6 protein-coding genes and 1 pseudogene are annotated in these 8,300 nt (G+C 59.6%); 2 read left to right on the forward strand and 5 right to left on the reverse strand.

Annotation, left to right across the window (positions count from 1 at the left end; genetic code table 11):
• A pseudogene (locus IQ16_RS44205) lies at nucleotides 1-686 on the forward strand (IS701-like element ISBj6 family transposase); the annotation flags it as partial.
• An 886-nt stretch (nucleotides 687-1,572) separates the two neighbouring features.
• On the opposite strand, the gene IQ16_RS44210 reads toward IQ16_RS44205, so the two are convergent.
• The 5 genes from IQ16_RS44210 to IQ16_RS44230 all read right to left on the reverse strand — a co-directional run bounded on the left by IQ16_RS44210 (nucleotide 1,573) and on the right by IQ16_RS44230 (nucleotide 7,898).
• Complete coding sequence (locus IQ16_RS44210) at nucleotides 1,573-2,277, reverse strand: competence protein CoiA (RefSeq protein WP_011084720.1); 705 nt, start codon at nucleotides 2,275-2,277, stop codon at nucleotides 1,573-1,575.
• A 111-nt stretch (nucleotides 2,278-2,388) separates the two neighbouring features.
• Nucleotides 2,389-2,820 carry a hypothetical protein gene (locus tag IQ16_RS44215; RefSeq protein ID WP_018648597.1) on the reverse strand — a complete coding sequence of 144 codons (432 nt, stop codon included), beginning with the start codon at nucleotides 2,818-2,820 and terminating at the stop codon, nucleotides 2,389-2,391.
• A 46-nt stretch (nucleotides 2,821-2,866) separates the two neighbouring features.
• Nucleotides 2,867-3,373, reverse strand: a complete 507-nt coding sequence (locus IQ16_RS46405) for a hypothetical protein (RefSeq protein WP_080668323.1) — start codon at nucleotides 3,371-3,373, stop codon at nucleotides 2,867-2,869.
• A gap of 47 nt (nucleotides 3,374-3,420) precedes the next feature.
• Nucleotides 3,421-7,206, reverse strand: coding sequence for an AAA family ATPase (locus IQ16_RS44225; RefSeq protein ID WP_018648595.1), 3,786 nt, complete (start codon nucleotides 7,204-7,206; stop codon nucleotides 3,421-3,423).
• Nucleotides 7,207-7,208: 2 nt separating this feature from the next.
• Complete coding sequence (locus IQ16_RS44230) at nucleotides 7,209-7,898, reverse strand: exonuclease SbcCD subunit D (RefSeq protein WP_018648594.1); 690 nt, start codon at nucleotides 7,896-7,898, stop codon at nucleotides 7,209-7,211.
• A gap of 156 nt (nucleotides 7,899-8,054) precedes the next feature.
• On the opposite strand from IQ16_RS44230, the gene IQ16_RS44235 reads away from it, so the two are divergent.
• The coding region (locus tag IQ16_RS44235; RefSeq protein WP_028180173.1) for an IS3 family transposase at nucleotides 8,055-8,300 on the forward strand (246 nt) is incomplete at its 3' end.

Consider the following 8,300-nt stretch of genomic DNA (forward strand, 5'->3'; position numbering starts at 1 on the left):
AGAGCGCGGGCTGGCCTGGGCGGTCGGTATCCCTCGGCACCAGAAAGTGTATCCCGTCGATGTGAAGCTCATTTGGCCGATCACCAAAGTCCGTGGCAAACCACGAAAGCACCACGTGCCCGATATCTTATCGATTGCGGCAGAACAAATGCTGGCCAGCGCCAAATGGAAAACCGTGAGTTGGCGTAGCGGGACGAAAGGTCGGCTCAAAGCCCGATTTGCTGCCCTCCGTGTCCGCACCGCCGACGGCCCTCCGCAGCGGATATGGGATAAAGGTCAGCAGCATCTCCCAGGCGACGAAGTCTGGCTCATTGGCGAGCAACGTGCCTCCGGGGAGAGCAAATACTATCTCGCCAATCTTCCGGCGACGACGGATCTGCGCACGCTGGCCGCCACCATCAAGGCACGGTGGATTTGTGAGCAGGCGCATCAACAGTTGAAGGAGGAGCTTGGACTTGATCACTTCGAAGGGCGATCATGGCAAGGTCTTCATCGCCACGCCCTTATGACAATGATTGCCTACGCCTTCCTGCAACATCGTCGCCTCGCATACGCGGGGCGGAAAAAAAAGAATCAACGGGCCTCCGCCTCAACCAACCATGCCCGCCGTACGCCACGCCATCGTCGATCTCCATCCTTCGGCCGCCGCCTCAGCAATGCCCATATTGCCGAAAGCAAATCCTTGAAAAGCAGCGGCCAAAACACATTCTGCCAAAGTAGTGCTAGGTGCGATGCGCGCGAAGATCCGCGTCCCTTTTCCCAGTTGGACATTCCGGCGCCGCTCTTCCATTGCATTGTTGCGAAATTCGAGCTTCTTCTCAGCCGCCGGCCAAATGGTCGGATCGCTACTGCTCGACGGTTGCCAGGAAATTGGGGGTGGTGGTGCCTTTACCGGAGCCTGCTCAGCCAGGATGGGCAGGATGCAGCTCTTCAGCACCTCCGCGAAGCGCCTCTGCTCGGCCTTGATCTCCTCCTTCGTGGCTCCATCCTTGAGGGTGTAGACCTTCGCGCCGCTTCGGTGACGCCAGTCAAAGGGAAGCGCCACGGGACCGGGATAATGCGCGCCGTTCGCTACGAGAATGATGCGGCCCTGTGAGAGCGCATGCTCGGCGTAGCCGAGTTCGGACATGATGTTCGGGTTCTGGAGGTATTTGGGCTCGGAACGCTTTTCGGCAGGTATGTTGGGCTGAAGTGCTGCAGGGGCGGTCATGCCCACCGGGGTCATGTCCGCGACAAAGACGTTCGCGCCGGCGATCTTCTCCAGGATGGTCTTCGTGATGTCCGGGGTTCCAGCGACATTCTTGGTATCGTGATCGACCTCGGGACGCTCCGCCTCCTCATAGTCGGGATCGATGGCGATGAGCTTGCAGGCGTCCTTCAGCGCATCGCGCACAAAGTAGTGATGCAACTTCGGATCGCGATCACTCTGCCATGACCAAAATATCTTCATTGGCAAACATCACCTTCTACTGTCAGCGAGCTTTGTCCCGAGCGCTCGCATTGTGTTTAATCAGGAATACCGGCAGCCATGCAAAGTGCTCTGGCGTGGCGCCGCTCAATACGAGCAAGCCGTCAAGAGGGAGCAGTATCCTCCCAGCGGACAGCTCGCAGAAACTCATCGCGGGTCAGGGCGCAGAGAGCGAATTCGCCGCGCTTCAAGGGGCCTCCAAGACGAGACGCTACGCCGGGGCCTGCAAGGTAGAAGATGTAAGGCCCTGCATTGAAGAAGACGTGGGCTACCGCACGCTTCCACTTCTCGATGAACTGCTTGTTCGGGCCCACCCAGCGCATGATCGCGAATTCCTTGCCGTCGAGATTTACGACCCGTGATCCGAAATCGAGCGACATATTGAAGTACGTCCCAAGGAACGAGCTTTCGCTGTGAATGTGGACCAGCCAGAACATCCGGTGCCCGCGCCGATAGAAGGCCTCCCGCGCGTTTCGCTCATCCTCGCTGATCGAGGAGTGCTGCAGCTCAAGGACGGTCGCGCGCGGGGTGCCGCTGCCGACGAGGACGTCGGCGCGGTGCAGCTCTCCTGTCGTCGGGTCGCGTAGAGCGATCTCGCGGCAGGACATGTCGAAGAGTTCTTTCCAGCCGAGGTGCCAGGCTCCCTCCGGCTCGCTCCAGGGATCGCAATCACCCGCCTTGTGCCGCCAGTGGGACGTGTTCTCGACGGGCATGACGGCGGTGAGCAAGCCGCCGCAGTCGCGACACGTGGTCCGTTCTCCCTTCGCGACGGGGGCGCGCTTCTGGTCGCCGACCCAGGCATAGAGCACGTTTATTGCTCCCCTTTACGCATCGCTAAACCCAACAAGCACGACAATGGCGCTGCCGCCAGCCGGTCGGCCGAGCCTTTGGTCAAAATGCATCCTCCCCCAGCAGACATCCTACCTCGCCGTCATTAGTCGACAGGCGAGCTCCTGCTCGCCCCAACGCGCAGCGAAAGTATCGGATACCTCGAACCAACTGCCGTCATTTCCGGCGCCGTGATAGAGGCCCATGCAGGAGCACTGGCACTCATGCCCAGTCGCATTCTGGCACGCAGGAGAGCATTTCTCCTGCTCACGGTAGGGCTGAATAACGTAGACCTTGCCATATTCGGCCAACGAGCGTTCAATGAAATCGTTGAACCAAGCTTTCGGCAGTTCCCAGTATTTCTTGCCGGCAATCCAAATAGGCGACGTTCGTCTATCATTCTGAAGCCACTGGCGATTCGCTTCTGCGAAGGGAAGTCGAACGCGCAAGCGCTGCCCTCTTCCCGTCCGCCGCAGTACGACCGGTATCCGCTCCCAGACATAGTTCAGCGTCAGTTTGTCCATATTCTATCGAATTTGTTTGACCGCCGCATGACGCTCTCGGCTGTCGTCAAGCTAAGCCCCATGTCGAGGCAAAGTTTAAAGAACTCTTCTGGTGCATCCGTCTTGTCCAGACGATATTGGCGGGTGAGATCCCGAGCATCCTTACCGATCGGAATGACATCACTAGAGGAAACCCACTGTGGGTTACCGACTTTCTCCTCAAATGCTGCAATGACGTCGTCGGGAAGATCGGCACCAAACAGAAAATATCGAAGATAACGGATAAAATGTGGATGCGTGTAAATGTCGGTACCTCTGCAACCATTCTCTCGAATAGACCCTTACGCGACGCTTTGATCCTCCCCTGATGGTATCGGGGGTCATTCCAGTAATTCAGTCTTTCTTGGGGAATTGCGGATCTATCGCTCAGAGATTGGAGCAAGGTAAGGATCGGCTGCGCATTGGCTTTATAAGCTGCGTGGCCCTCATCATGATTGCGATGAGATTCCCAGAGATCGACCTTCGCGAGTATCGCGGCCTCGCTCTCAGTCAGCTTGATATGATACTTCTCCATGTATCTCCTCTTCCGGCCTGAACACTCCGAGGTCGCTTCTCCTGATATTATTGTGCGCTACTCGTCGTAGGCCATGCGGCTCCCATGCTATTAGATACTCTAATTTCGGATCGGCCCGCACCGCGCTTTTCCACGCGCACCTGCACGGCAATCCGCTCGATCATGGCAGCGACATGTGTGATGACGCCAACCTTCTGACCTCTGCCCTGTAAGGTCTCCAGCGCATCTACTGCTAAGTCGAGCGTCTCCGCATCGAGCGATCCAAAGCCTTCATCGATAAACAGCGTGTCGACAAAGGACGATCGACCCTCAAGACCTGACAGCGCCAACGCCAGCGCAAGGGAGACGAGGAAGCGTTCACCGCCTGACAGGCTTCGGGTGCCGCGGACCTCGTCGCCCATGTCGCGATCAATAATATGCAGCGTGAGATCGGACGCAGCCCCTCGCGCGAGCCTATAGCGGGGTGTTAATGCGTGGAGATGATCATTCGCCAATTGCACCATGTGGTCGAGCGTAATGCCCTGCACAAAGCGACGGAAACGATCACCGCTGGCCGAGCCGATAGCATCGTCGACTGCATGCCAGATTACGAGTTCCGCTTTCGCAGTTTCGATTTGAGCGGATAGATTTGCGGCGGCGCGGCGCGCCTCGTCGTCTCGCGCGAGCGTAGCGGCAAGTCCACCTGTCAGTTGTTGCATGTCTCCGATTTCGGTTCCCAACGTCGCGACGACTGCGGCCAATTCCTCGACATCGGTGGTCTCGTTGAACCCTTCCAGCGCCCGGTTTAGGTCATTCTGACGCGTCAGCACTGCGGTGCCCGCATCGTTCACGCCTCGATCGATCTCCCGAATTCGGACCCGTAACGCTCCACTCAATGCTGGGTCGGTTGCGATCAGCGCCGCAACCTGATCCGGCGGGCGAGCAATATCCATGCAGGCGGCGTTGAATGCCTTTTCGGCTAACGCGTTACGGCCTTTGGCGGTCTCCAATCCAGCGGCGGCCTCGTCGCAGCGAGCGCCGGCCGCCTGGAACGCTGCATCTGTGGTCGATTTTGTCTCGCGCGCACGAGCAAGAGCTTCACGGGTGGTCTGGCAAGCCTCGGTGATCCGAGCCCGGTGACTTGCTGTCGCCTCGCCATCGAGGAGTTCTGCTCTGGCACGCGCCTTCTCTCCCTCGGCCAGGCGACGCTGATCGAGAAGAAGAGCCGCCGCCGTTACCTGGGCCTGCGCGTGCCGAAGCGAGGCGTCCGCCGCCGCACGCTCGGGCGCCAGGCGCTGGAGCGTCATTTCAAGCTGGCCAACTTGCTCGCGCAGGGCGGCGTACTCCGTCGCAACCGTTGACAGCGTGAGGCTAACACCGGCGGGATCGACATCGAGGTGGTCGACGGCCAGACCTGCGGCAGCAAGAAACGGCGTGATTTCACGGCTGATGGAAATGAGGCGCTCAGCAAGGCCCGCCGCCTGGACCGTGTACTCAGTTGCCTTTAATTGCGCAGCGTGGAAATTAGAACGTCTTTGGTCGATGGAGCGCGCGGTCGTCTCGATCACCTCACCGAGCGCGTCATGCTTCCGCTGCAAACTGTCGATCTCTGTCCGAAGACGCCGGGCGCTTGCGAGCGGAGACGCAATGGCGGATCGTTCTGCGATCGCGACTGAGATGAGGGCCGCCAGTTTCGACGCAGCCTGGTCATCGAGAACGGGAGGTGCGTTCCCCTCGATCCCAGCCTTCGTGCAGAGATCGTTCAACGACGACCACTGTTCGCCAAAAGCGCTGTTGGCAGCCAGAACTTGTCCACGTGCCACATCGATGCCGCGATTTGTCTCCGCCTGGCGCGCTTCTCCAGCGGAAAGCGCGCGCGTTGCAGCGTCCAAACGTTGGCCCGTCGCGGTCAACGCGGTATCAAGTTCTTCGCGCCGACGGCGAAGCCTAGCAGCTATTTCGTTCAGCGTGCTTGGATGCGCAAGATGGGGATGGTCGGTGCTGCCGCACACCGGGCAGGCCAAATTTGGAGCCAGCAGGCTGCGCAGATGAATGGCCTCAGATGAGACCGCCTCGTCGGCGAGCTCTGCGATCGGAACAATTTCCGCACGCGCGGTCCGATCGCGGAGCTGGTCCGCTTCAGCTTCAACGATCTGGCTTTTTGCTGTGCTTACCGCCTGAGCCGCCAGCGTGTGTTCCGATTCCCGCCGTGTTAGATCTGCCGATGCCCGAGTATACTGGTCGCAGACGGTGCTGGCCTCGCGCAGAGCCTCAAGCGCGCGTTGCAGGTTGACGTCTCGTTCGTGGAGCGTCGCCTCATCGATGCCGGCGAGACTAGCTCTACGATCACCGATTTCACGACTTAAGCCATCCTTTCGCTCGCGATCCTCGGTGAGCTTCTCCAGCAGCGCAGTTATTTCATTTTGCGACAGCGTAGCTGTTTCTTCCGCTCCAGCGGCCGTCACCCTAGCTGCAGCGTGCTCCTGTTGGAGCGCTCCCCGCTTCGCTAACAAGTCCATCGCATCGCCAAGACGATCAGCAAGAAGAACGCGATCCGATCGGCTTTTTAATTGCGCCGCAGTGGTGCGGTACGATTCTGATGTCTGACCGAGAGTCTCATCAATCGTTGCCAGCGCATCGGCCTTCTCGCGCAGTGTCGCTTCCGCCTGCTGCGATTTTTCCAGCGTATCATTAAACTCGGTCCGAGCTGCCGCCAGCTCGGCGTCGAGCCTTTCGGCTTCGTTCCAAAGGGGACCAAAATTCTTGAGGACCTCTTCTGCCGCTCCGTTGGCGGTTACCGCGTCCGCCAGTTGCGTTGTAGATTCCGAGTGTAGTTTCTGCGCTTCCTCGCGTGCAATAAGCAAACCGTCGAGACGGGTTTGGGCCTTCGCTGCCGTCCGCCGTGCATTTTGCAAATCGCCTGCTAGCGGACGAAGCGGCTCGCCAAGATCGAGTTCGGCAAGAGATTGATACTCATCAGCGGCTGCCTCGCGCGCCGCGTGCGCTGCGACCGCTTGAGCCTCAGCCCGCGCGAGGTCGCTGCGGGCGGCGGCCACGCGCTTGAAGTGATCTAACCGCTCGTTGTGTTGATCGCGCTCCGCGCCTTTCTGTGCAATGGTTGAAGCAAGCTGACTCTGCTCGTCCAACAGCGCCTGCCTGGCTTCGTCATCAAGAAGCCCGATGTCGTCTCGACGCCGCTCCAATTGCTCGACACTTCTTCGTCGAGCGTCCGTGCCGTCGTGAACGCGGACCGAGATCGCTGCGTAGATTTCAGTACCGGTGATCTTCTCCAGCAATTCTGCGCGCTCGCTCTCGGCGGCGAGCAGGAAAGCGTCGAACTCGCCCTGTGCGAGGAGCACCGTTCGCCGGAACTGGTCGAATGTGAGGTCGGTTCTCCTCCCCACCGCCTCACGGACCTGAGTCTTGCCAGTCGCCACCGCGCTGCCGTCGTCGAGTCGATACAACGAACGCTGCTCATTCTGCAGCCGCCCATTTGCTCGCCCTCGCGCCCGATTGGCCTCCCAGCGGACGCGATAGCGCTCGCCATCCTGCCCAACGAAATCCACCTCGGCATATCCGCTGCCGGCGCCTCGGCGCAGGATCGCTCGGCCATCATGAATTGAAATCGCCTCCCCACTGGGATCGGGCGCATTCTCCCGTCGACCGACAGAGACGCGTGGATACTCGCCATAGAGCGCGAGGCAGAGCGCGTCGAGGATGGTCGATTTCCCGGCGCCGGTCTCGCCAGTGATGGCAAAGAGGCCGGAACCTGCAAGAGGTTCTGCGGCAAGATCGATCTCGAAAGGAGCACCAAGACTTGCCAGACTCTCGCCGCGGATAGCCAAGATCCGCATGGCTATGTCTCCGCCTGTGCGCGGTGGAAGACATCGAGATGCGTGGCATCCGGGGCTACGCCGAAGGTGCGTTCAAATGCGAGCTTGAACAGATCCTCCGGATCTCTTTCCGCAAGGCGGATCATAGGATCGGCGGAAGTCACGTCGTTTGACGCCTCGGGTATTGCCGCGACACGGGTGTCGACGATGCGCGCCGGAAAGCTCTCCGCAATGCGGTCGACCTCCTCTCTGAACCCGGGCGATAACCCTTCCCGGGCAAGCCTGATCTGGACGAATGGCCGTTTATGAAGCGGCAGGTCCGATGAGAGGTTCATTGCCGTCAGATGATCACCAAGTTCGTTCAAGCGCATATCTCCCGCCTCAGGAAGGCGGACGAAGGCAACTGGCCGGTCGATCGGGATATGTTCGGATAGAACCGTTGTTCCGTCGAGGCTCACAAGAGTGACCCCGTGCGCGTAAGGCATCTCCGTCGCCGACAAGGGAATCAGTGAACCAGAATAGCGGATGGTATCACGACCGATGGCCTGAGCCTTATGCAAGTGGCCAAGCGCCACGTAGCTCGCTTCCGCCGGGAACACGTCGTGCGGCACAGCATGCTGGCCACCAACTAGAATTCTGCGCTCCGCGCCTTCCGACTCAATACCGCCCGCGACATGGAGGTGTCCCGTTAGGACGAACGGTAGACCATCCATCGGTCCCCGTAACGTGTCGACCAATTCAGCATAGAGGCTCCGCACGCCAGCGATGACGGGCGAGTCTAAGAGCTGGCCCCGCAAATTCGGACAGTAGCTTGAGTGGATTTTCTGCCTGACAGCGGCGAGGATTCTTGCTGCGAATCAGGAGCGAAGATGACGAAGAAGAGCCGCCGGACGCATTCTCCGGCATTCAAGGCGAAGGTTGCTTTGGCTGCGGTCAAAGGAGACAAGACACTGGCGGAGCTGGCGCAACTGTTTGATGTTCATCCGAACCAGATCACGATCTGGAAAAACCAGCTCCTGGAAGGCGCCGCCGGCGTGTTTGGGCATGACAAGACATCGGCCGAGACGCCGGTCGATTTGAAGGCGTTGCATGCCAAGATCGGCGAGCTGGCGTTG

This window comes from Bradyrhizobium huanghuaihaiense, assembly GCF_007830635.1.
GTDB lineage: Bacteria > Pseudomonadota > Alphaproteobacteria > Rhizobiales > Xanthobacteraceae > Bradyrhizobium > Bradyrhizobium huanghuaihaiense.

What these genes read in the sequence shown, in the direction of transcription:
- IQ16_RS44215 (WP_018648597.1), bottom strand. Translation starts at nt 2,820, where the DNA reads ATGGACAAACTGACGCTGAACTATGTCTGGGAGCGGATACCGGTCGTA.
- IQ16_RS46405 (WP_080668323.1), bottom strand. Translation starts at nt 3,373, where the DNA reads ATGGAGAAGTATCATATCAAGCTGACTGAGAGCGAGGCCGCGATACTC.
- IQ16_RS44225 (WP_018648595.1), bottom strand. Translation starts at nt 7,206, where the DNA reads ATGCGGATCTTGGCTATCCGCGGCGAGAGTCTGGCAAGTCTTGGTGCT.
- IQ16_RS44230 (WP_018648594.1), bottom strand. Translation starts at nt 7,898, where the DNA reads ATGGATGGTCTACCGTTCGTCCTAACGGGACACCTCCATGTCGCGGGC.